The sequence below is a fragment of the Bradyrhizobium sp. 187 genome (assembly GCF_023101005.1).
GTDB lineage: Bacteria > Pseudomonadota > Alphaproteobacteria > Rhizobiales > Xanthobacteraceae > Bradyrhizobium > Bradyrhizobium canariense_D.
Genome location: NZ_CP064693.1, coordinates 3969759 through 3992025, shown reverse-complemented (window position 1 = coordinate 3992025; position 22267 = coordinate 3969759). Strand labels below are relative to the sequence as shown.

Below are 22267 nucleotides of genomic sequence, written 5' to 3'. Positions count from 1 at the left end.
GCCATGGTTAGAACAAAATGCAAACGCGCCCGTCAAGGACGCTGCGAAATCTCCCACAAAATTAACCCGGCTTAAGTCGGGCCCGGTCCATTGATCGTGAAAAGGTTTTTCGAATGGGACGGCCGAACAAAGCCATGAAGCGAACCGAGCCCCGCGACGGGTTGATCGGCGCGTTCCTGTACTGGCTCGGCGGCTACGAGATCGAGGACGGCCTGACCGCCGGTCTCAGCGAGCGCGAGCTGAGCCGCATCCGTGCCAAGCAGATCGACGCGGTGATACGCCTGATCCCGGTGACGATGGCCGTCACTATGCTCAACGTCGCGGTGGTGCTGATTTTGTTCTGGGGTCGTGGCTGGAACGACTTTCTCGCGATCTGGGGCATGACCCTCGCGACCGCCGCCTCGCTTGCGGTGCGCGCGTGGCGGCGCTCCCACCAAAGCCCGCCTCAGGAAGCCTCACCCCGCGCCGCGCGGCAGATGTTGCGGCAGGCGTTCTTCCTCGCCGCAATCTGGGGCACGCTGCCGGTCGCGCTGTTCAGCCGCATCGAGCCGACCAGTCAGCTCATTCTGGCCTGCCTTATGGTCGGCATGATGTCCGGCGGTGCCTTCACGCTCTCGACCTTCCCGCGTGCGGGCCTTGTCTATCTCGCGACGACGACGATCGCCTGTGCCGGTGCGTTGCTGTTATGCGGCACCGGGCCTTACCTCGTGACCGCCGTGTTCCTGCTGCTGTTCGCGTTCTTCATGGCGCGCAACATCGTCTCGCAAGGCAATCTGTTCCTTGGCAATCTCAAGGCCCAGCTTGAGCTCGAGCGCCAGACCGAGATCATCTCGCTGTTGCTGAAAGATTTTCAGGAGAACGCCAGCGACTGGCTGTGGCAGACCGACGCCGAAGGGCATTTGGTCGACGTGCCCGAGCGCTTCGCCGCGGTCGCACAGCTGCCACTGCCCTTGCTGAAGGGCTCGCATTTCGCCGACGTGCTCGACATGCTGTGCCCCGAAGACAAGAGCGCGGCCTACAATGTCGTCGGCCTGATGGAGCACGCCGAACCGCTGCACGAGATGAATCTCAAGGTCGTCGCCGGCGGCGAGGCGCGGCTGTGGTCGCTCACCGCGAAGCCGGCCTACGACCGCGACGGTCAATTCCTCGGCTATCGCGGCTTCGGCCGCGACGTGACCGAGCGCTGGCGCGCGGAAAAGGCCGAGGCCGAGAGCCGCGCCAAATCGGATTTCCTCGCGGTGATGAGCCACGAGATCCGCACGCCGATGAACGGCGTGCTCGGGCTTGCCAGCATGCTTCTGGAGACAAAACTCGATCCGGAGCAGCACGAGGCCGTCACCACGATCCGCGAGTCCGGCGACAATCTCCAGCGCATCCTCAACGACATCCTGGACCTCTCCAAGCTCGAGGCTGGACGCTTCGCGTTCGAGGTGATCGACTTCGCGCCGCAGGCGCTGGTAGAGACATTGGCGACCGTCGTGCGCGCGAGTGCCAAGAGCAAGGGGCTCGCGGTCAAGGTCAAGCTCGATCCGAACCTGCCGCCGACGCTGCGCGGCGATGTCGCGCGTATCCGCCAGGTCCTGCTCAACCTCGCATCCAACGCGGTGAAGTTCACCGACCAAGGCGAAGTCACGATCGCAGCCGTCTGTCAGGCCCGCCGCGATCTGCTCGCCACCGTCGAATGGAGCGTGACCGACAGCGGTATCGGCATCGCCCCCGAGAAGCTTGGCCAGCTCTTCTCCGACTTCGCGCAGGCCGACGCCTCGATCAGCCGCCGCTTCGGCGGCACCGGGCTTGGGCTTGCGATCTCCCGGCGCATCATCGAACAGATGGGCGGCACCATCGGCGTCACCTCGACGCCGGGCGAGGGCTCGACATTCAGCTTCACGCTGGTGCTGCCCTGGAGCCAGGAGCAGGCATCCGACTACATTGCCGACCGCGACGAAGCCGACTACCTCAAGGCGCGTATCGCGAGTCTCGACCGACCGCTGAGGGTGCTGGTCGCCGAGGACGACGCCGTCAACCGCATGGTCGTGAGCAAGATGTTAGGGGCCTTCGACGTCGAGCTGCGCGTCGTCACCGACGGCGTCGAGGCCGTCGCGGCGGCCTCGGAGGAAGACTACGATCTCGTGCTGATGGACGTGCGGATGCCCGACATGGACGGCCTTGCCGCAACCCGGGCGATCCGTGCGCAAGGTGGCCGATTCGAATCCTTGCCGATCATCGCGCTCACCGCCAATGCCTTCCCCGAGGACGTCAAGATCTGCCGCGAGGCCGGCATGTCGGACTTCCTGGCCAAGCCGCTACGCAAACCCGCGCTGCTGGCGGCGCTGCTGCGCGCGCTCGATGGACATGTGATGGCGGGAGACGCACCACTTCAGCCGGAGCTCATGTCGGTCGACGTGGAGTGGACGGACGAGGAAAGGCAGATGACCGGCGCCTAGCCGGCGACGTCAGATCGAGAAGCTGGTCCCGCAGCCGCAGGACGCCGTGGCGTTCGGATTGTTGACGCGGAACGAGGCGCCGATCAGATCGTCGACGAAATCGACCTGCGACCCCGCCAGGAACGGCTGCGAGGCGGAATCGACCAGCACCACCGCATTGTCCTGCTCGATCACGAGATCGTCGTCAGTGCGGGCACGGTCAATGTCGAACTTGTACTGGAAACCGGAACAGCCTCCGCCCTCGACCGAGATCCGCAGCATCGCGCCAGACCCTTCGCCCTTGAGGATCTCCCCAATCCGGCGTGCGGCCTTGTCACTGATGGTCACGTCAGTCGTCATCGTTCGTCTCCGATAGGCCCGCTCACACCAAGGTCACCTGAAGGTCACGTGCCCTATTCAGTTGGTATCCCGCGTCCGGCATAGTTAAGTGCCACCATACGCAGAATCAAATGGATAGAGACTAAATTCGCCGTGTCCGTCGGAATGGCTGCCCCCCACGCGCCCTATGCCTGCGATCCCGAGCGCAGTCGCGGCCGATTGGTCGCGGAACCGCCAAGCCGGACCCGCAGCCCGTTTCGACGGGATTGCGACCGGGTGATCCATTCCACCGCGTTCCGCCGGCTGAAATACAAGACCCAGGTGTTCGTGTTCCACGAGGGCGACCACTACCGCACCCGGCTGACCCATTCGCTGGAGGTGGCGCAGATCGCCCGCGCGCTGGCCCGGCAGCTCGGGCTGGACGAGGACCTCACGGAAACCCTGGCGCTCGCCCACGATCTCGGCCATCCGCCGTTCGGGCACGCCGGCGAGCGGGCGCTGGACGCCTGCCTGAAGGATTTTGGCGGCTTCGATCACAACGCCCAGACGCTCCGCGTCGTTGCGGCCCTGGAACAGCGCTATCCCGAATTCGACGGGCTCAACCTGACCTGGGAAGCGCTGGAGGGCATCGTCAAGCACAACGGCCCGCTGACCGATCGCAGCGGTGCGCCGGCCGGGCGTTATCGCGAGCGCGGCGTTCCCGTCGGCATCGCCGACTACATCAAGATCTATGATCTCGAATTGTGGAGTTTCGCCTCGCTGGAGGCACAGGTCGCCGCGATCGCGGACGACATCGCCTATGATGCCCACGATATCGACGACGGTCTGCGCGCCGGCCTGTTTCACCTCGACGACCTCAAGGTGATGCCGCTGACCGCGGAGATCATCGCCGAGACTTCTGCGCATTACCCCGATCTCGAAGACGTCAGGCGCGGCGCCGAGCTGGTGCGCGAGCTGATCTCACACTTGATCGGTGCCGTGTTCGCCGAGGCCCAGATAAACCTTACCGCCGTGAAACCGCAATCCGCACAGGACGTGCGCCAGCAGAGCCGGGCATTGATCGCATTCCCCGCCGCGGTCGCCGAGGAGGAGGCCGCCATCAAGCGCTTTCTCTATCAGCACATGTACCGCCACAAGCGGGTCATGCGGGTGATGGGCGAGGCGGAACAGATCCTGTTCGACCTGTTCGCAAAATACCTCACCTCGCCCGGCGAGCTGCCGCCGGAATGGCTGGTCGGGGCGGAGGCGGACAACGAGGGCGACCGGGCCCGCCGGATCGGGAATTTCATTGCCGGAATGACCGACCGTTTCGCCCTGACCGAGCACCAGCGGCTCTTTGACTCGACCCCGGATTTGCGTTAGGCGGCGCCCATGCCCGACACATCCTCAGCACTGCACCTGTTCGCCGACGTGCTCGCACGCGTGCACGCGGTCTGCCGCGCGCTCGCGGCGGAAGCCAACTGGCCCGAGGGCATCGATTTCTCGCGCGTGGTGGTCGAGCCGCCGCGCGATGCTTCCCATGGCGACATGGCGACCAACGCAGCCATGGTGCTTGCGAAAGAGGCAAAGGCAAAGCCGCGCGACCTCGCCGAGCAGATCGCCGAACGGCTGCGCGCGGACCCGTTGATCGCCAAGGTCGACGTCGCAGGTCCAGGCTTCATCAACCTGACGCTGGAGCCGGCCGCATGGGCCGAGGCGCTACGGACCGTGCTGCGCGAGGGCGCCGATTACGGCCGCGTCCGCGGCGGCTCCAAGGTCAACGTCGAATATGTCTCCGCCAACCCCACCGGACCGATGCATGTCGGCCATTGCCGCGGCGCCGTGTTCGGCGATGCGCTGGCGAGCCTGCTTGAATTCGCAGGCCGTGACGTCACGCGCGAATATTACATCAACGACGCCGGCGCGCAGGTCGACGTGCTCGCCCGCTCCGCGTTCCTCCGGTATCGCGAGGCGCTCGGCGAAGACATCGGCGCGATGCCGGAAGGCCTTTATCCCGGCGACTATCTGAAGCCGGTCGGGCAGGCGCTGGCGCAGGAGCACGGCGACAAGCTCCTCGCCGTGAGCGAGGGCGCGTGGCTACGGACGGTGCGCGCCAAGGCGATCGCGATGATGATGGACGAGATCAAGGATGATCTCGCCGCGCTCAACATCCGCCACGACGTGTTCTTCTCCGAGCGCTCGCTACAGAACGCCGGCAACAACAAGGTCGCCGAGACCATCGATTTCCTGCGCGCCAAGGGCGACGTCTACCAGGGCCGTCTGCCGCCCCCAAAGGGGGCTCCGACCGAGGATTGGGAAGATCGCGAGCAGTTGCTGTTCAAGGCGACCGCCTATGGCGACGACGTCGATCGCCCGCTGATCAAGTCGGATAATTCCTACACCTACTTCGCCGCCGACATCGCCTACCACAAGAACAAGTTCGATCGTGGTTTCGCGGAGATGATCGACGTCTGGGGCGCCGACCATGGCGGCTACATCAAGCGCATGCAGGCGGCGGTGAAGGCGACCACCTCCGGCAAGGGGGCGCTCGACGTCAAGATCGTCCAGCTGGTGAAGTTGCTGCGCAACGGCGAGCCGGTGAAAATGTCTAAGCGGAGCGGGGACTTCGTCACCTTGCGTGAGGTGGTGGATGAAGTCGGCCAGGACGCCGTCCGCTTCATGATGCTCTACCGCAAGAACGACGCGGTGCTCGACTTCGACCTCGCCAAGGTCGTGGAACAGTCGCGCGACAACCCGGTGTTCTACGTGCAGTACGGCCACGCCCGCGGCCACTCGATCTTCCGCAACGCCCGGGCCGAGGTGTTCCCGGAACTCCCGGAGGAAACGGAAAAGCGCATCGCCTGGCTGGGTGAGTCGGCGGTGGAACGGCTGTCGAACCCGGCTGAACTCGACCTTCTTAAGCGGCTCGCAATATTTCCGCGCATGCTGGAAGCGGCCGCAACCGCCCACGAGCCGCACCGAATTGCCTTCTATCTCTATGATTTAGCCAGCGAATTTCATGCACTTTGGACGAAGGGGCGCGATTTGCCCTATTTACGCTTCATTATCAATAATGATGCAGATCTAACGAAGGCGCGGCTGGCCATGGTCCAGGGCGTCGTCTCTGTCCTGGCATCGGGCCTCGCCATCCTCGGCGTCCATGCTCCGGACGAGATGCGGTAGTTTGGGGCGAACTACTTAAGGGATTTCGGGGCTAACCGGCAGAAGCCGGATCGCTTAGACTTGGTTGAAAGCCTTGTGGGTCGAAAGCCGCGCCTTGGTCGAGGGGCGCGCGGCTTTCCCGAAGGGACGCATCATCACGATGGCCGAACGATATCAGGACAGACCGTTTCCTTCCGATGACTATCGCGGTGGCGATCAGCATGGGAGGGCGGAGAGCGGTGATCCCTTGGCCGAACTTGCCCGCCTGATCGGGCAGACCGATCCGTTCGCAGCGCAAGGGCGGCCGGGCGTGCACCCGCCTGCAGCACCTGCGCCTGCCCAGAGCTATCAGGACGACGACTATCGCCAGGACGATGGCCAGCAGGACTATGCCGAGCAGGCCCCGCCGCCGCCCGGGCCACCCTCATGGATGCGGCGCGCCAATGTGCAGCCGCAGACGGTGCCAGCTGAGCCTGCCCATCCCGCTTCCGTAAACCCGGTTCATCCACTGCATCGTTATTCAGCCCAGCCGACTGCGCCCGAGCCTGAACCTGATTATCGTCAGCCGCAGGCCTATCCGGATCAGGCCTATCAAGCTCGCACCCATCAGGGGCAGGCCTATCAGGATCAGGCATATCAGCAGCCCGATCAGGCTTACCAGGAGCAAGCCCACCAGCAGCCCGATCCGGCGCGCTACGACGAGGCGCTCTACGGACGGCTGGAGGCGGGCGAGCAGGACTATCAGCGCGATCCCGCCTATCCCGACGATCCTTACGCGTTCCAGAGCGACTATCCCGAGGCCGATCTCGACGAGCCGAAGAAGCAGCGCGGCGGCATGATGACCGTCGCGGCGATCCTGGCCCTTGCCGTGGTCGGGACCGGCGCTGCGTTCGCTTACAAGACCTATGTGGGCTCGCCCCGCAGCGGCGAGCCGCCGATCATCAAGGCCGACAACACGCCGACCAAAATCGTGCCGGCGCCGTCGGACTCCTCAGCCAAGGTACCGGACCGCATGGTCACCGGAGACGGAGCCGAGAAGATCGTGCCGCGCGAGGAGGCGCCTGTCGACGTCAACGCCAAGGCGGGAGGTCCCCGCGTGGTGTTCCCGGCGCTGAACCAGAACGCGAACCCGCCGCCAGTCGCGAGCGTGTCGCCGTCCAGCATTCCGCTGTCGAGTGCGGGCCCGAATCCGAGCAACGGCACGCTGCCGAACAATTCGCCGCGCGCGATCAGGACCGTGGCCGTGAAGGGCGATCAGACCGACGCCACCGCGTCGCAAGCGGCCACGGCCGCGAAGCCGACAGCTCTCCCGAAGCCCGTTGCGGCACCAGCTGCACCACGCACGCCGCCGACCTCGGCCAATGCCAGTGCCAATCAGCCGCTCTCGCTGGCGCCGCAATCGGCGCCGGCCGCGGAGCCACCGCAGCGGATGGCTGCGACCAATCCGACGCAAATTGCGCCCGCGAGCAGCGGTGGCGGCGGCTACGTCGTGCAGGTCTCCTCGCAGCAGACCGAGGATAGCGCCCACGCCTCCTACCGGGTGCTTCAGAGCAAGTACGGCAGCGTGCTTGGCTCCCGCGCACCCGTGGTCAAGCGGGTCGACCTGACCGACAAGGGCAAGGGAATCGTCTACCGCGCCTTCGCTGGGCCGTACGGATCGCTCGAAGAGGCGAACCAGGCCTGCAACAGTTTGAAATCCGCTGGCCTGTCTGCCTGCTTCGTCCAGAGGAATTAACGGCCGTTTCCTTGACCCTCTCGCGGGTCAGGGTTAATCGGCCGTATGAGCACGCGGGCCTTCATTACCGGCGTTTCCGGAACGGAACTAACCGCCGCCGAGCGGGAGTTTATCCGCAGCGAACGCCCGTGGGGCTTCATCCTCTTCAAGCGCAATGTCGAGACGCCGGCTCAAGTTGCTGCACTCGTTGCGGAATTGCGGGCGGTTGCGGGTTTCGCTGATGCCCCTGTCCTGATCGATCAGGAGGGTGGGCGGGTGCAGCGCCTGGCGCCGCCGCATTGGCCGGTCTATCCGCCGGGCGCTATTTTCGCAGGCCTCTACGATACTGATTCGGCGCTCGGGCTGACCGCGGCGCGCCTCAGCGCCCGGCTGATCGCGTGCGATCTCGCAGATCTCGGCATTACCGTGGATTGCTTGCCGCTGGCCGACGTGCCGGTGGCTGGCGCCAACGCCGTCATCGGGAACAGGGCTTACGGCACCGAACCGGGAAAGGTCGCCGCGATCGCCCGCGCGGTCACCGAGGGCCTGGAACAGGGTGGCGTGTTGCCGGTGCTCAAGCACATCCCCGGCCATGGCCGAGCTACGGCCGATACCCATTTCAATCTGCCGACGGTCGACACGTCGCGCGACGAACTGGATCGCACCGACTTCGCGGCATTCAAGCCTTTGGCGGATTTGCCGATGGCCATGACTGCACATGTTGTGTTTAGCGCGGTCGACCCCGCCCATCCGGCGACGACATCTGCGACAATGATCGCTGAGGTGATTCGCGGCGCAATCGGGTTCCAGGGTTTGTTAATGAGTGATGACGTGTCGATGAACGCGCTGTCGGGCAACATCGCCGAACGGACCCGCGCCATTTTTGCGGCCGGCTGCGACATGGCCCTGCATTGCAACGGCAACATCGAGGAAATGCGTGAGGTCGCCGGCCAGACACCCGAACTGGCGGGCAGGGCGCTGGAGCGGGCGAACGCCGCGCTCGCTGCGCGTAAAGGACCGCAACCGTTCGATCGCGCGGCCGCGCGCGCCGAACTGGAGGCATTGATCGCACGGGCAAACACGGCATCGGCATGACCGCAGAAATCCTATCGTTTGAAACCGGGCGGCCCGCAGAGCTCGCCGAGGGTGAGCCGGCGTTGGTGGTGGACGTCGAGGGTTATGAAGGTCCGCTCGACCTGCTGCTCGCACTGGCGCGGCAGCAGAAGGTAGATCTCGCCAAGATCTCGATCCTGGCGCTCGCCGACCAGTATCTCCACTTCATCGAAGCCGCGCGAAAGATCCGCCTCGAGCTCGCCGCCGACTATCTCGTGATGGCGGCATGGCTCGCCTTCTTGAAATCGCGTCTGCTGCTGCCGGAGCCGCCGAGTGCGGAAGGCCCGAGCGCCGAGCAGATGGCAACGGCGCTCGCCAATCGGCTGCGCCGGCTGGAGGCCATTCGTGAAGCCGCCAACCGGCTGATGAACCGGCAGCAATTGCTGCGCGACATTTTCCCGCGCGGCGAGCCCGAGCAGATCGCCGAGATCAGGCATCCGAAATATACCGCGACGCTCTATGACCTGCTCACCGCCTATGCCGCGCAGCGCCAGTCGCGCGTGCTGGCGAGCGTGCATCTGGCCAAGCGCACGGTGTGGTCGCTCGCCGAGGCGCGCGCCACGCTGGAGCGGCTGGTCGGCAGCATCAGCGAGCAAGACGATTGGGGCGTTCTCGACGATTTTCTGCTTCAGCATGTCGCCGATCCGACGCAGCGCGCGACGGTGCTCGCCTCGAGTTTCGCGGCTGCGCTCGAGCTGGTGCGCGAAGGTCAGCTCGAGCTGAATCAGAAAGAGGCGTTTGCGCCCATCTATTTCCGGAAGGGGCGCCCCAAGCCGGTCATGGACGCAGCTCCTGCGCCCGATGCGCCGGTCGCTTAAGTGCAACAAGGAGAATCTGCCATGGCAAGCCTGGCTGAAGTGCGGGTAGAAGAGGCCGAGCCGATGGAGAACGAGTCCCAGGCACGTCCCGAAGAATTGCGGCTGCTGGAAGCGCTGCTGTTCGCTTCGAATGAACCGCTGGACACCGCGACGCTGGCCAAGCGCATGCCCGAGGGCGTCGACGTGAAGGCCGCGCTCGAGCAGTTGCAGGCCGACTACTCCCTGCGCGGCGTGAATCTCGTGCGGGTCGCTAACAAATGGACCTTCCGCACCGCGGGCGATCTCGCCTGGCTGATGACCCGCGAGAGCACCGAAACCCGCCGCCTGTCGCGCGCCGCGATCGAGGTGCTGGCGATCATCGCCTATCACCAGCCGGTGACGCGCGCCGAGATCGAGGAGATCCGCGGCGTCGTCACCTCGAAGGGCACGCTGGACGTGCTGCTGGAAACCGGCTGGATCAAGCCGCGCGGTCGTCGCAAGACGCCGGGCCGTCCCTTGACCTTCGGAACCACCGAGGACTTCCTGTCGCAGTTTACTCTGGAACAGCTCGGCGATTTGCCGGGCCTGGAGGAGCTGAAGGGCACGGGCCTGCTGGATTCGCGCCTGCCGACCGGATTCAGCGTGCCGACGCCGTCGGATGACCCGACTTTGCGGGAAGACGAGGATCCGCTGGAGCCGGGCGAGGACCTTGATCTGGCGCTGGCGCCCGCGGTCGAGCCCGAGACGCCGCCGGAAGGCGGCCATGAGGGGGGCGAGGGTGGCAGCGAGGACTGACGTCCCGGCCTTTTACCGGCCGCCTGCGACCAGTTAACACTAGCAAAATTACGTAGCGCCAACAGCGAATTGGCGCTGCCTTGGTCCTTGTTTTTGACACCTGCCAAGCCTAGGTTTCGGTGAAGATCGGCCGGTCCCCGGCCATGCGCGTTTGGAGGGTTGCAGGATGGGTTCACTCAGCATTTGGCACTGGGTCCTGGTGATCGCAGTGGTCCTGCTGCTGTTCGGTCGCGGCAAGATCTCGGATCTGATGGGCGACGTGGCGCAGGGCATCAAGGCGTTCAAGAAGGGCATGCAGGACGACGACAAGGTCGCCGACAAGCCCGAGCCGGCCAAGTCCATCGAGCACAACAATGCCGCGCCGACCGCGGCACGGTCGGACGTCGGCAGCAAGGCCGTCTGAGCCAGAGAGCACGCGAGACGCGGGTAGCGGACCCGATCCTGCGCGCGAGGGATTGGGCCGGCTGCGGCTGGCGTGAACGGAAGACCTCATGTTCGACATCGGGTGGAGTGAACTGGTCCTGATCGGGGTCGTGGCCCTGATCGCCATCGGCCCGAAAGAGCTGCCGGGCGTGCTGCGCATGGTCGGGCAGTGGATGGGCAAGGCGCGCAAGATGGCCGCCGAATTCCAGGGCCAATTCCAGGAAGCGATGCGCGAGGCCGAAATGGCCGACCTCAAGAAGAGCTTCGACGAGGTCAAGGAAGCGGCTTCCGGCTTCGCCGGCAACAATTTGATGACCTCGCTCCAGAAAGACGTCAGCGACGCGCTCCGCGTCGATGCGCTGGACAAGCCCGCCGAGACCTCGATCTCCACCGCTGTCGAACCGTCGGCGACTTCAAGCGAAGCGCTGACGACGCCCACCACGCCGGAAGCGCCGACGCCGGAGACCTTCGTGGAAGCCGAGGCACATGCGGCCGTGAACGAGCCGCTCGCCATCACCCGTGAGGTCGAGCAGGCGCAGGTCGCTCAAGGTTCGGGCACGCAAGATTCCGTCACCCAGGACACTGCGCCGGCCGAGGCGATTAAGGACGCCAAAGCGTCATGAGCGCCGCCGATATCGAGGCCAGCAAAGCTCCCCTGATGGACCATTTGATCGAGCTGCGTTCGCGGCTGATCAAAGCGCTGCTCGGCTTCGGCATTGCCTTCATCTTCTGCTTCTTCTTCGCCAAGCAGATCTACAACGTGCTGGTCTGGCCGTTCGTGTGGATCGCGGGTCCCGAGAACTCGAAATTCATCTACACCGCGCTGCTGGAATATTTCATCACCCAGCTCAAGCTCGCGCTGTTCGGCGCCGGCTTCATCTCGTTCCCGATCGTCGCGACACAAATCTATAAGTTCGTCGCTCCCGGACTCTACAAGCACGAGAAGCAGGCCTTCCTGCCGTATCTGGTCGCGACCCCGTTCTTCTTCGTGCTGGGCGCAGCACTGGTCTATTTCGTCGTGCTGCCCATGCTGGTCCGCTTCTCGCTCGGCATGCAGCAGGCCGGCAGTGACGAGACCGCGCAGATCCAGCTGCTGCCCAAGGTCGGCGAATATCTGTCGCTGATGATGTCGCTGATCTTCGCCTTCGGCATCGCCTTCCAGCTTCCGGTGATCCTGACGCTGCTGGGGCGCATCGGCATCGTCACGTCTAAAATGCTGCGCGAGAAGCGCCGCTATTTCATCGTCGTTGCCTTCGTCATCGCGGCCGTTCTGACCCCGCCCGATGTGCTCAGCCAGTGCTCGCTCGCGATTCCCTTGCTCGCGCTCTACGAGGGCTCGATCATCGCGGTGGGAATTGTGGAGAAGAAGGCTGCAGCTTCGCAAGCCTCTAGCGGCACCGACGTATCGACGCCGGCCAATCCGGCAGAGTAGGGCGCCCCATACTCCGGTGTCATTCCCCGCGAAAGCGGGGAATCCAGTACGCCGCGGCCTATGGGGAATCAGTGATGTTTCTGGAATACTGGATCGCCCGCTTTCGCGGGCGATGACAGCCGTGCTAGGGGAAGCAGCCATTTGCATAAATGCAAATCCAGGATTTGCAGGGTTGCAACAAGCCCCAGGACCACGGCCATGCACGACATCAAATCGATCCGCGACAACCCGCAAGCCTTCGACGCCGGCCTCGCACGACGCGGCCTGAAGCCGATGTCGGCGTCGCTGCTTGCGATCGACGAGACCCGGCGTGCGGCGATCCTGGCTTCCGAGCAGGCGCAGGCGCGGCGCAATGCGGCCTCAAAGGAAATCGGCGATGCCAAGAAGACGAAGGACGAGGCGCGCGCGGCGAAGCTGATGGCGGAGGTCGCCGAGCTCAAGACCACCATGCCGGAGCTCGAGGCGACCGCGAAGGCTGCCGACGAGGAGCTCGCCAAGGAGCTGGCGGCGATCCCCAATCTGCCGCTCGGCGAGGTGCCCGATGGTGTCGACGAGCACGGCAATGTGCAGCGCCATGTCTTCGGCAACAGGCGCAACTACGCGTTCGTGCCAAAACCCCATGACGATCTCGGCGCCGCGCTCGGTGACATGGATTTCGAGACCGCAGCGAAACTCTCCGGCGCGCGCTTCGTCGTGTTGAAGAAGGGACTGGCGCGGCTCGAACGCGCGCTCGGCCAGTTCATGCTGAATCTACACGTTGACGAGCACGGCTATACCGAGATCAATCCGCCGCTGCTCGTGCGCAACGAGATCATGTTCGGCACCGGACAATTGCCGAAGTTCGAGGACGACCAGTTCTGGGCGATCAAGGGCGAATTGCTCGCCGCGCCCGACCATGAGCGGCTCCGGACCGAGCGTCTCGGGATCATTCCGACCGCGGAGGTGGCGCTCACCAATCTCGTCCGAGAATCCATCCTCGACGAAAAGCAGCTGCCGATGCGGCTGACTGCGCTGACGCCGTGTTTTCGCGCGGAGGCGGGCGCCGCAGGGCGCGACACCCGCGGCATGATCCGGCAGCACCAGTTCACCAAGGTCGAACTGGTCTCGATCACGACGCCGGAGACGAGCAAGGACGAGCACGAGCGCATGCTCGCCTGTGCCGAGGAAGTGCTGCGACGGCTCGAGCTGCATTACCGCGTGATGACGCTGTGCACCGGGGATATGGGTTTCTCGTCGCAAAAAACCTATGACATCGAGGTCTGGATGCCGGGTCAGGGCGACGGCGGGGCATTCCGCGAGATCTCGAGCTGCTCGGTTTGCGGCGATTTCCAGGCCCGCCGGATGGACGCGCGCTCGCGCGGCCCCGATGGCAAGCCGCGGTTCGTGCACACGCTCAACGGCTCCGGCACAGCGCTAGGCCGCGCGTTGATCGCCGTGATGGAGACCTATCAGCAAGAGGACGGCTCGATTGCGGTCCCCAGCGTGCTCCAGCCCTATATGGGCGGGCTGAAGGTGGTCGCACGCGACTAGGCGTGCCGCCAATCTGAAACGGAGAAACGTTTAGTTGCGAAGATCGGGCGGCCGGTTATCCTGCCGGCCACCCGACAACGCGAACCGATCGTTCATGGCCTTGCACCGCGATATCTTCTGGGTCGGCAGACAATGGGCGGTGACGGGTGCCGGTATCCAGGCCGTCGATCAGCGGCTGCGTGGCGTGCTCGACATCGCGATCACGCGGCTCTGGGACGACGATCTGGTCCAGAGCCGGCGCGCCAAGCCCGGTGTGAATGCCGCGGATTTCGACCAGGCACTGTCGCTGGCACGCGAACGCTTTCCGCAGGCGCCGGTGCCGGACCCATTCGTCGCGCAGCTGGAGGCGCTCGGCGTGATTGAGGCGCCGATGGTGAGCCCGGTCGTGCCGGCGATGAGATTGCACGCGGAGGGCCGGCTTGCGCGCTTTCTGCCGCAATGGCGAGTTCGCCGATAACCGCCAAGCCGGCGACCAGGTGCCGCCCGGTCGGCCGGTTTGCCTGATCGGCCCCGGCCGGATAAGACGGCTCAGACCCGCTTCAGGAATCGACCTTTCCCATGCGCATTCTCTGCACCAATGACGACGGCATCCACGCCCCCGGCCTCAAGGTCCTGGAGGAGATCGCGCGCGCATTGTCCGATGACGTCTGGGTGGTCGCGCCTGAGCTCGACCAGTCCGGCGTGTCGCATTCGCTGTCGCTCAACGATCCGCTGCGCCTGCGCGAGGTCGGTCCGCGGCATTTCGGGGTGCGCGGCACGCCGACCGACTGCGTCATCATGGGCGCGCGCCACATCCTCGGCGCCAAGCTGCCCGATGTCGTGCTGTCCGGCGTCAACAAGGGCCGCAACGTCGCCGAGGACGTGGTCTATTCCGGCACCATCGCCGGTGCGCTGGAGGGCACCATCCTGGGGCTGCCGTCCTTCGCCCTGTCGCAGGAGTTCAGCGTGGAGACCCGCGACCGGCCGCTGTGGGACACGGCCCGCAAATTCGGGCCCGACATCCTGCGCAAGGTGATCGCCGCCGGCATCCCGAAGGACACCGTCATCAACGTCAACTTCCCGGCCTGCGCGCCGGAGGATGTGCTGGGCATCCGCGTGACGCGGCAAGGCAAGCGCAATCTCGGCTTCCTAAGGATCGACGAGCGCAGGGACGGCCGTGGCAATCCGTATTTCTGGATCGGCTTCGAGCGCACCGCGATGATGGATACGCCGGCCGACGGCACCGATCTCGCGGCGCTCCGCGAACGCTACGTCTCCGTCACGCCGCTCAGGCTCGACCGGACCAACGAGGCGTTTTCCGAGGCGCTGAGTGCGACGCTGAAGTAAGTCCGACGCTGAAGTAATCCGACCTGGAATGGGGCCTAGCCGCCGCGAAGCGCGGCTTCGATGGTCTTGCCGAGGGCGTCGAGCTGAAATGGCTTCTGAAGCGCCGGCCGATCGCGGTACTGCTCGGGCAGGCCCGAGGAACCGTATCCGGTGGCGAAGATGAACGGGCAGCCCTTCGCCTTGATGACATCGGCGACCGGCGAGATGACCTTGCCGTTGACGTTGACGTCGAGAATGGCGATGTCGAACTCGGTTGCCTGGGCGAGCCGCATGGCTTCGGTGATGTCGCCCGCCTCGGCTGCGATCTTGTAGCCAAGCTCTTCGAGCATGTCCGCGACCATCATCCTGATCATCACCTCGTCTTCGACGAGGAATACAGAGCGGCCAGTAAGCCCCGTCGCGGTCATGGTCGAGTCCTTGCCCATTGCCAAAAACGTTCGCAGATAACATGAATCGACGCAATGCGCGTTTCGACGAACGGATGCCTGAAAATGGCCATCGCGGCTCGCCCGTTGCAAGCCAATTTATGGTCAACTACGCCATCCGAAGCCTATCATGGGTTCCCTGAGCCGGAACAGGAATCTCGCGCCCAGGTTGGGCGTCCCGGACCGCAAACACAGCACAAGCAGGCAATGACCCCCCATCAGCACCCGCCGGAAAAGATGATGTTTCAGCTCACGCTGAGGCGTCGGGGCATCAGCGACCAGGCGGTCCTGAGGGCCATGGAGGAGGTGCCGCGCGATCAATTCGTCGACGACGCCGATCGGGACGGCGCATATCGCGACAGCGCGCTCCCGATCGCCTGCGGGCAGACCATCAGCCAGCCCTTTGTCGTCGCCTACATGACCGAGCAGCTCCAGCTTCAGAAGAAGCACCGCGTCCTCGAGATCGGCGCCGGCTCGGGCTACCAGGCGGCGGTGCTGTCGCGGCTCGCCGGCCAGGTGTTGACGGTCGAGCGCTACCGCAAGCTTGCGGATGCCGCACGTATCAGGCTTGAAAAACTCAACTATCACAACGTCGAGGTGATGCTGGGCGACGGACTCAATCTGCCCCCCAATATTGGCCCGTTCGATCGCATCATCGTCACGGCCGCGATGGAGCAGCTCCCGGAGAACCTGGTCGAGCGGCTGGAGGTGGGTGGCATCCTGATCGCGCCCGTCGGCCCGCATCAGGGGGTGCAGACGCTGATCCGGCTGAGCCGGACCGAAGCCGGGATCGAGCGCAAGGAACTCGTCGAGGTCCGCTTCGTGCCGGCGCTGCCCGGCGTGGCGCGGGAGCTGTAGAATTCCGGATTGGCTGCGCTGCCAACATCTTATTGGGAGGGTTAAGCCGTTATTTACTCGGCGCGTGTTTACTTAAAACACCAGTTCTGTTGCGTACGAGTGAGTAACCATGTCCGTTGCCGCCGAGTTGCTTTACTCGCGCCGTGTGCCGCAGGTCGCGGTGCTGGCGCTGATCTCCTTCAGCTTCGCAGGGTGCAGCGCCGACATGTCGTCGCGCATGTCCCAGTCGAACTTCTCCAATCCCTTCGCGCAGGAATCGACCGGTTCGGTGCAGCAGGCCCCGCCGCCGCAGCGTGAGTTGCCGCAATATTCGCGGCCGCAGACGCAGTCCGGTTATTATCAGTCGCAGCCTTTGCCGCCGGCGGTATCCACGCCGCAATCCTACCCCGTTGCAGCAGGCGGTGTGTCCGGAGGCGGACGCGGCGTGGGCTCCTACGCACCCCCGGCGCAGCCGCATCTCGAGACCACGGCCACCGTGCCGCCACGCTCGGTTGCAGCCGCCCAGCCGGTCGGCGGAACCAAGATCATCGTCGGCACCAGCGATACGCTCGACCTGCTTGCCAAACGCTATCGCGTCACGCCGCAGGCGATCCTCGCCGCCAACGGCTATAAGGGGCCGCGCGCGCTCTCGCCCGGCCAGCAACTGATCATTCCGCACCAAGCTACGGCGGCTGCGCCCGCGCCGCTCATGGCTCCCGTTGCCGCTGCCCCAGCGCCCGCTGCGAAGCCGGTTGCGGCCGTTGCCGCGCCGTCAAGCACGCACTTCGTGAACCACGGCGACACGCTCGCCAGCATTGCCCGCAAGAACCATATCTCGGCGGCCGAATTGGCCCGCGCCAACGGCCTCGATCCCTCTGCAAAACTCAAGCTCGGCGCCAGGCTGGCCGTGCCCGGGGCCAAGACCGCCGCTGTCGCAGCACCGCTTGCCGCGGCTCCGGTCGGAGCCGCTCCCGTCGCGGGGACGCTGCAGCCGGTTGCTGCCGCGCCTGCGCCCGCCACCAAGATGGCCGCCGTCGCCGCGCCGGTGCAGAGCGCGCGCCTGGCCCAGGCCACCGCCAACGTCGAAGACAAGGCCGCGGACACTCCCGCGAAAGCTGCGGAGACCACCAGCGCGCTGCCGACTTTCCGCTGGCCGGTGCGCGGCAAGGTGGTCACGAGCTACGGCGCCAAGACCAATGGCAAATCCAACGACGGCATCAATCTCGCGGTGCCCGAGGGCACGCCGGTCAAGGCGGCCGAAGACGGTGTCGTTGCCTATTCCGGCAACGAGCTGAAAGGTTACGGCAATCTGGTCCTGGTTCGGCACTCCAACGGCTACGTCACCGCATATGCCCATGCGAGTGAGCTGATGGTGAAGCGCGGCGATACCATCAAGCGCGGCCAGGTCATTGCCAAGTCGGGTCAATCCGGGGAGGTGGCGTCGCCGCAGCTCCACTTCGAGATCCGCAAGGGATCGAGCCCGGTTGATCCGCTTCAATTCCTGAACGGGGCGTGATGAGGCCTACATTGTCTCCCAACTGAAGCTGTCGTCGCCCGGCTTGACCGGGCGACCCAGTACGCCGCGGCCTCTCGATCGATCACAACCGTCTCTGGAATACTGGATCGCCCGCTTTCGCGGGCGATGACAGTTTTGGGTTGGGCTATGACTGTGGCTACGTCGCCGCCAGCTTGACGCCGAGCCGTCCCGCAAGCTCCTGGACGAACTGCCAGGCGACACGGCCCGAGCGCGAGCCGCGCGTCGTCGACCATTCAAGTGCCTCGCGTTCCAGGGCGTCATCGTCGATCTTCACGCCGAAATGGCTGCAATAGCCCCGCACCATGGCGAGATATTCGTCCTGGCTGCACCGGTGGAAGCCGAGCCAGAGACCGAAGCGATCCGACAGCGAGACCTTCTCCTCGACGGCTTCGCCGGGATTGATCGCGGTCGAGCGCTCGTTCTCGATCATCTCGCGCGCCAGCAGATGGCGGCGGTTGGAGGTGGCGTAGAGGATGACGTTCTCCGGCCGCCCCTCGATGCCGCCTTCGAGCACCGCCTTGAGCGATTTGTAGGACGCATCATTGCCGTCGAACGAGAGGTCGTCGCAGAACACGATGAAACGGAAGGATGAGGCGCGAAGCTGTTCCATGAGGGCGGGCAGGCTCTCGATGTCCTCGCGATGAATCTCGATCAGCTTCAGTCTGTCGGCCGGTTTGCGCTCCGCGTTGATGCTGGCATGCGCCGCCTTCACCAGCGACGACTTGCCCATGCCGCGCGCGCCCCAGAGCAGCGCGTTGTTGGCGGGCAATCCGTTGGCGAAACGCTCGGTGTTCTCCATCAGGATGTCGCGCATCCGGTCGACGCCCTTGAGCAGGAACATTTCGACGCGGCTGACCCGCGGCACCGCCGCAAGGCGGCCGTCCGGGTGCCAGACGAAAGCATCCGCCTGCTTGAACGACTCGCGTTCGGCGGCGGGCTTGCCTTGCGCGGAGAGGTGCGCCGCAATCGTCTCCAGCGCGCGAACGATGCGCTGCTGGGAGACGTTTTGGTTCGTCTTGGACGTCGTCTTGGAAATCGTCTTGGAAGCCGCCTTGAGGGCCACCTTGGGACGTTTTGCCGCGACGCCGGCTGCCTTCGCGGCAGGGGTGCGAGGGCCTTTGCCGGCCGGGCTTTTGCTTGGTTTTTGGGGCATGTCCGAAGTTCCTGAGAATGCAGCCTTATCGGGCCTGTGCGCGCGCCGCAAGGTGGCTAAAAGGGCGGTCTGGCAGCGTTGCAATTGGGGCAATGGCCGCTATAGTCCGCGCGAATTTGACCGAACCGGTCGCCATTTGGGCCTGACCGGTTTTCCCCCGTTCTCACGAGGATCGTCCGAATGCTGATTACCCCTGCGTATGCCCAGGCTGCGGGCGCCGGCGACACCAGCGGCATGTTGATGTCGCTGCTGCCGTTCGCCCTGATCTTCGTGATCATGTACTTCCTGATTCTGCGTCCGCAGCAGAAGAAGGTCCGTGACCACGCCGACCTGGTGAAGAACATCCGCCGCGGCGACACCGTCGTGACCTCGGGCGGTCTCGTCGGCAAGGTCACCAAGGTCGTCGACGACGACCAGATCGAGTTCGAGATCGCCGATGGCGTGCGCGTGCGGCAGATGCGCTCGATGGTCTCCGGCGTACGCGCCAAGGGCGAGCCGGCCAAGGAATCCAAGGAAAGCGCCAAGGAAGACGCCGCGTCGAAGTGAGTGCTTCCGCGAGTCTCTCAAGTTTTCCTGCAAATCTCCTGATCTGACAGGTCCAGTCGATGTTGTATTTCACGCGGTGGAAGGCGCTCGGGATTATCCTGACGGCGCTGATCGTGTGCCTCTGCGCGGTCCCGAACTTCTTCCCCGAAGCGCAGGTCAAGACCTGGCCCGCCTGGGCGCAGCGTCGGCTCGTGCTCGGCCTCGATCTTCAAGGCGGCTCCTATCTGCTGCTCGAGGTCGACGGCAACTATGTGAAGAAGGAGCGGCTCGACCAGGTCCGCGACGACGTTCGCCGGACGCTGCGCGATGCCAAGATCGGCTTCACCGGCGGCGTCACCGTGCGCAACGACGCGGCCGAGGTTCGGATCACCAAGGAATCCGATCTGCAGCCTGCGCTCGCCAAGCTGCGCGAGCTGTCCCAGCCGCTGGGAGGACTGGTCGGATCCAGCGGTCAGCGCGACCTGGATGTGACTGACGCCGGCGGTGGCGTGATCCGCCTTACCATCCCGCAGGCCGCGATGCTCGACCGCATGCGCAAGACGATCGAGCAGTCGATCCAGATCGTCGAACGCCGCGTCAACGAGCTCGGCACCGTCGAGCCTGTCATCCAGCGCCAGGGTAACGACCGCATCCTGGTGCAGGTCCCCGGCCTCCAGGACCCGACTCGTCTGAAGGAATTGCTGGGCAAGACCGCGAAGATGGAATTCCGCATGGTCGATACGTCGGTGCCGCCCGATCAGGCGCAGCAAGGACGTTTGCCGCCGGAATCCGAGCTTCTGATGAGCGCGTCACCGCCGCCCACACCCTATGTGGTCAAGAAGCAGGTGCTGGTCGCCGGCGGCGACCTGACCGATGCCCAAGCGAGCTTCGACCAGCGCACCAGCGAACCCGTCGTGAGTTTCAAGTTCAATACGTCGGGCGCGCGCAAGTTCTCGCAGGCCACGCAAGAGAACGTCGGGCTGCCTTTTGCGATCGTGCTCGACAACAAGGTCATCTCGGCTCCCGTGATCCGCGAGCCCATCACCGGCGGACAAGGCCAGATCTCGGGCAGTTTCACGGTGCAATCGGCCAACGATCTCGCGATCCTGCTGCGCGCCGGCGCGCTGCCGGCACCGCTCACGGTGGTCGAGGAGCGCACCGTCGGTCCGGGCCTCGGCCAGGACTCGATCGAAAAGGGCGAGCTCGCCGCCTATGTCGGCTCGATCTTGGTCATCATCTTCATGCTCTTGACCTACCGGCTGTTCGGCGTGTTCGCCAACATCGCGGTGGCCATCAACGTCGCCATGATCTTCGGCCTGTTGTCGCTTCTCAACGCCACGCTGACGCTGCCGGGCATCGCGGGCATCGTGCTCACCGTCGGTATCGCGGTCGATTCCAACGTGCTGATCTACGAGCGCATCCGCGAGGAGTTGCGTGGCGGCCGCAACGCGATCTCGGCGATCGACGCCGGCTTCAAGCGGGCGCTTGCGACCATCCTCGATTCCAACATCACCACTTTTATTGCCGCCGCGGTGCTGTTCTACATCGGTACCGGTCCGGTGCGCGGCTTCGCCGTGACGCTCGGAATCGGCATCATCACCACGGTGTTCACCGCTTTCACCCTGACCCGGCTGATCGTGGCCTGGTGGGTGCGGTGGAAGCGGCCGCAGAGCGTGCCGATCTAGGAGCCTGATCGTGAATCACACTGTTCTCATCGGGCTCGGCGTCCTCATTGCCATTCTCACCGTGGTTGCGGCATTCGGCTGGCTGCCGTCGCTGCGCATCGTCCCCGACGATACCCATTTCGACTTCACGCGTTTTCGCCGGATCAGCTTCCCGATCTCGGCGGCGTTGTCGATCGTCGCGATCACGCTGTTCTTCACCCATGGACTGAATTTCGGCATCGACTTCCGCGGCGGCACCCTACTGGAGGTGCAGGCCAAGTCCGGCACCGCCGATATTGCGGCGATGCGTACGACGTTGGATGCCCTGCGTCTGGGCGAAGTCCAGTTGCAGCAATTCGGCGGCCCCGCCGATGTCCTGATCCGTGTCGCGGAGCAGCCGGGCGGCGACGCCGCCCAGCAGGAGGCCGTGCAGAAGGTCCGCACCGCGCTTGGCGATTCCGTCGACTATCGCCGCGTCGAGGTGGTGGGACCGCGCGTATCGGGCGAATTGCTCGCCTACGGCATGCTCGGCCTGATGCTGGCGATCGTCTCGATCCTGATCTACCTCTGGTTCCGATTCGAGTGGCAGTTCGCGCTTGGCGCCATGATCGCCAACGTGCACGACATCGTGCTCACGATCGGGTTCATGTCGATCAGTCAGGTCGATTTCGACCTGACCAGCATCGCGGCGCTTCTGACGATTTTGGGCTATTCGCTCAACGACACCGTCGTCATCTACGACCGCATCCGTGAAATGCTGCGGCGCTACAAGAAGATGCCGATGCCGCAGCTCCTCAACGAATCAATCAACTCGACGCTGTCGCGCTCGATCATCACCCATTTCACTGTGACGCTGGCGCTGCTGGCCCTGCTGCTGTTCGGCGGCCATGCCATCCACAGCTTCACCGCGGTCATGATGTTCGGCGTGGTGCTGGTCGGCACCTATACCTCGATCTTCATTGCGGCCCCGATCCTGATCTATCTCGGCGTCGGCGAGCATCGCGAGGATGCGGTCGATAAGGCTACGCCGGCGAAGAAAAGCAAGGCATGATCCGAACCGCATGCCCTCGCAGGAGTTTGGGAGGGCAGTAAG

21 protein-coding genes are annotated in these 22267 nt (G+C 64.8%); 18 read left to right on the top strand and 3 right to left on the bottom strand.

The annotated features are described in order from the left end of the window. Nucleotides 1-113: 113 nt before the first annotated feature. Nucleotides 114-2444 carry a hybrid sensor histidine kinase/response regulator gene (locus tag IVB19_RS19065; RefSeq protein ID WP_018458035.1) on the top strand — a complete coding sequence of 777 codons (2331 nt, stop codon included), beginning with the start codon at nt 114-116 and terminating at the stop codon, nt 2442-2444. A gap of 9 nt (nt 2445-2453) precedes the next feature. Here IVB19_RS19065 and erpA read toward each other — a convergent pair whose 3' ends face one another. Then, the gene (gene erpA, locus IVB19_RS19060) at nt 2454-2783 is read right to left on the bottom strand and encodes an iron-sulfur cluster insertion protein ErpA (protein ID WP_007610737.1); all 330 of its coding nucleotides are present in this window, start codon (nt 2781-2783) and stop codon (nt 2454-2456) included. 132 nt (nt 2784-2915) lie between these two features. On the opposite strand from erpA, the gene IVB19_RS19055 reads away from it, so the two are divergent. From IVB19_RS19055 to surE, 12 genes are all read left to right on the top strand, one after another. Next, the gene (locus IVB19_RS19055; RefSeq protein ID WP_085362127.1) at nt 2916-4124 is read left to right on the top strand and encodes a deoxyguanosinetriphosphate triphosphohydrolase; all 1209 of its coding nucleotides are present in this window, start codon (nt 2916-2918) and stop codon (nt 4122-4124) included. 9 nt (nt 4125-4133) lie between these two features. Continuing rightward, nucleotides 4134-5924, top strand: coding sequence for an arginine--tRNA ligase (gene argS / locus IVB19_RS19050; RefSeq protein ID WP_247819780.1), 1791 nt, complete (start codon nt 4134-4136; stop codon nt 5922-5924). Nucleotides 5925-6063: 139 nt separating this feature from the next. After that, nucleotides 6064-7638 carry an SPOR domain-containing protein gene (locus IVB19_RS19045; protein WP_247370417.1) on the top strand — a complete coding sequence of 525 codons (1575 nt, stop codon included), beginning with the start codon at nt 6064-6066 and terminating at the stop codon, nt 7636-7638. Nucleotides 7639-7683: 45 nt separating this feature from the next. After that, complete coding sequence (gene nagZ / locus IVB19_RS19040; RefSeq protein ID WP_247409280.1) at nt 7684-8712, top strand: beta-N-acetylhexosaminidase; 1029 nt, start codon at nt 7684-7686, stop codon at nt 8710-8712. Then, nucleotides 8709-9548 carry a segregation and condensation protein A gene (locus tag IVB19_RS19035; protein ID WP_027518127.1) on the top strand — a complete coding sequence of 280 codons (840 nt, stop codon included), beginning with the start codon at nt 8709-8711 and terminating at the stop codon, nt 9546-9548. Before nagZ ends, IVB19_RS19035 begins: the two co-directional genes overlap by 4 nt. Before the next feature lie 21 nt (nt 9549-9569). Continuing rightward, the gene (gene scpB / locus IVB19_RS19030; RefSeq protein WP_027567087.1) at nt 9570-10322 is read left to right on the top strand and encodes an SMC-Scp complex subunit ScpB; all 753 of its coding nucleotides are present in this window, start codon (nt 9570-9572) and stop codon (nt 10320-10322) included. Between the two features lie 166 nt (nt 10323-10488). Beyond that, nucleotides 10489-10725 carry a twin-arginine translocase TatA/TatE family subunit gene (locus tag IVB19_RS19025; protein ID WP_007610722.1) on the top strand — a complete coding sequence of 79 codons (237 nt, stop codon included), beginning with the start codon at nt 10489-10491 and terminating at the stop codon, nt 10723-10725. A gap of 88 nt (nt 10726-10813) precedes the next feature. After that, entirely contained in the window at nt 10814-11368 is a 555-nt protein-coding gene (gene tatB, locus IVB19_RS19020; RefSeq protein WP_085353196.1) for a Sec-independent protein translocase protein TatB, read from the top strand. Continuing rightward, nucleotides 11365-12177: a twin-arginine translocase subunit TatC gene (gene tatC, locus IVB19_RS19015; RefSeq protein WP_018458028.1), complete on the top strand. Its 813-nt coding sequence runs from the start codon at nt 11365-11367 to the stop codon at nt 12175-12177. The genes tatB and tatC overlap by 4 nt, the downstream gene beginning before the upstream one ends. Nucleotides 12178-12375: 198 nt before the next feature. Further along, a complete protein-coding gene (gene serS / locus IVB19_RS19010) occupies nt 12376-13707 on the top strand; it encodes a serine--tRNA ligase (RefSeq protein ID WP_018458027.1) in 1332 nt (443 codons plus the stop codon). 94 nt (nt 13708-13801) lie between these two features. Beyond that, entirely contained in the window at nt 13802-14164 is a 363-nt protein-coding gene (locus IVB19_RS19005) for a hypothetical protein (protein ID WP_018458026.1), read from the top strand. A gap of 101 nt (nt 14165-14265) precedes the next feature. After that, nucleotides 14266-15033, top strand: a complete 768-nt coding sequence (surE, locus tag IVB19_RS19000) for a 5'/3'-nucleotidase SurE (RefSeq protein WP_018458025.1) — start codon at nt 14266-14268, stop codon at nt 15031-15033. A gap of 35 nt (nt 15034-15068) precedes the next feature. Here surE and IVB19_RS18995 read toward each other — a convergent pair whose 3' ends face one another. After that, nucleotides 15069-15440, bottom strand: coding sequence for a response regulator (locus tag IVB19_RS18995; RefSeq protein ID WP_007590670.1), 372 nt, complete (start codon nt 15438-15440; stop codon nt 15069-15071). A 225-nt stretch (nt 15441-15665) separates the two neighbouring features. Between IVB19_RS18995 and IVB19_RS18990 the strand changes: the two genes are divergently transcribed. Next, nucleotides 15666-16316: a protein-L-isoaspartate(D-aspartate) O-methyltransferase gene (locus IVB19_RS18990; RefSeq protein ID WP_026233485.1), complete on the top strand. Its 651-nt coding sequence runs from the start codon at nt 15666-15668 to the stop codon at nt 16314-16316. A 109-nt stretch (nt 16317-16425) separates the two neighbouring features. Beyond that, nucleotides 16426-17811 carry a LysM peptidoglycan-binding domain-containing M23 family metallopeptidase gene (locus IVB19_RS18985; protein WP_204511287.1) on the top strand — a complete coding sequence of 462 codons (1386 nt, stop codon included), beginning with the start codon at nt 16426-16428 and terminating at the stop codon, nt 17809-17811. Nucleotides 17812-17968: 157 nt separating this feature from the next. Here the strand turns inward: IVB19_RS18985 and IVB19_RS18980 are convergent, their stop codons facing one another. After that, on the bottom strand, nt 17969-18985 hold the full coding sequence (locus IVB19_RS18980) for an ATP-binding protein (RefSeq protein WP_018458021.1): 1017 nt from the start codon (nt 18983-18985) through the stop codon (nt 17969-17971). A 180-nt stretch (nt 18986-19165) separates the two neighbouring features. Here IVB19_RS18980 and yajC point away from each other — a divergent pair, with 180 nt between their 5' ends. The 3 genes from yajC to secF are packed head-to-tail and all read left to right on the top strand — an operon-like array spanning nt 19166 to nt 22225. Then, nucleotides 19166-19531 carry a preprotein translocase subunit YajC gene (gene yajC, locus IVB19_RS18975; protein ID WP_007610701.1) on the top strand — a complete coding sequence of 122 codons (366 nt, stop codon included), beginning with the start codon at nt 19166-19168 and terminating at the stop codon, nt 19529-19531. Between the two features lie 59 nt (nt 19532-19590). Continuing rightward, nucleotides 19591-21195 (top strand): protein translocase subunit SecD, encoded by a 1605-nt coding sequence (gene secD, locus IVB19_RS18970; protein ID WP_018458020.1) that lies wholly within the window; start codon nt 19591-19593, stop codon nt 21193-21195. A gap of 10 nt (nt 21196-21205) precedes the next feature. After that, nucleotides 21206-22225 (top strand): protein translocase subunit SecF, encoded by a 1020-nt coding sequence (gene secF / locus IVB19_RS18965; RefSeq protein WP_018458019.1) that lies wholly within the window; start codon nt 21206-21208, stop codon nt 22223-22225. The last annotated feature ends 42 nt before the right edge of the window (nt 22226-22267 follow it).